General features: G+C 60.2%; 1 protein-coding gene. It reads right to left on the reverse strand.

What is annotated here, in order from left to right; genetic code table 11:
- On the reverse strand, positions 1–254 hold a 254-nt coding region (locus tag ACR9ZK_RS22670), incomplete at both ends, for a VOC family protein (protein ID WP_481344179.1).

Raw genomic sequence — 254 nt, forward strand, 5'->3', positions numbered from 1 at the left:
TGCTTGGACTGGTTGATGAGGATGCAATGATGCTCGACATACTCACTGCCGCGATCGAGGCGAAGGAAGGTGCCAACGGTGATCGGCTCGGGTTCGGCGGGCGCGCAGATATAGTCGGCAGGCACCAGTGCGAAATGCTTCATGAACCAGTCGATTTCCGACATGGCATCCGGCACCCACAGGACGAAGTGGCCAATGCGCAGCGCAGGCGTTGCTTCGGCCCGCTGGCGGACTGCGGTGTTATGGCGAAGATG

The sequence above is a fragment of the Monashia sp. HAY1-5C genome, from assembly GCF_056755255.1.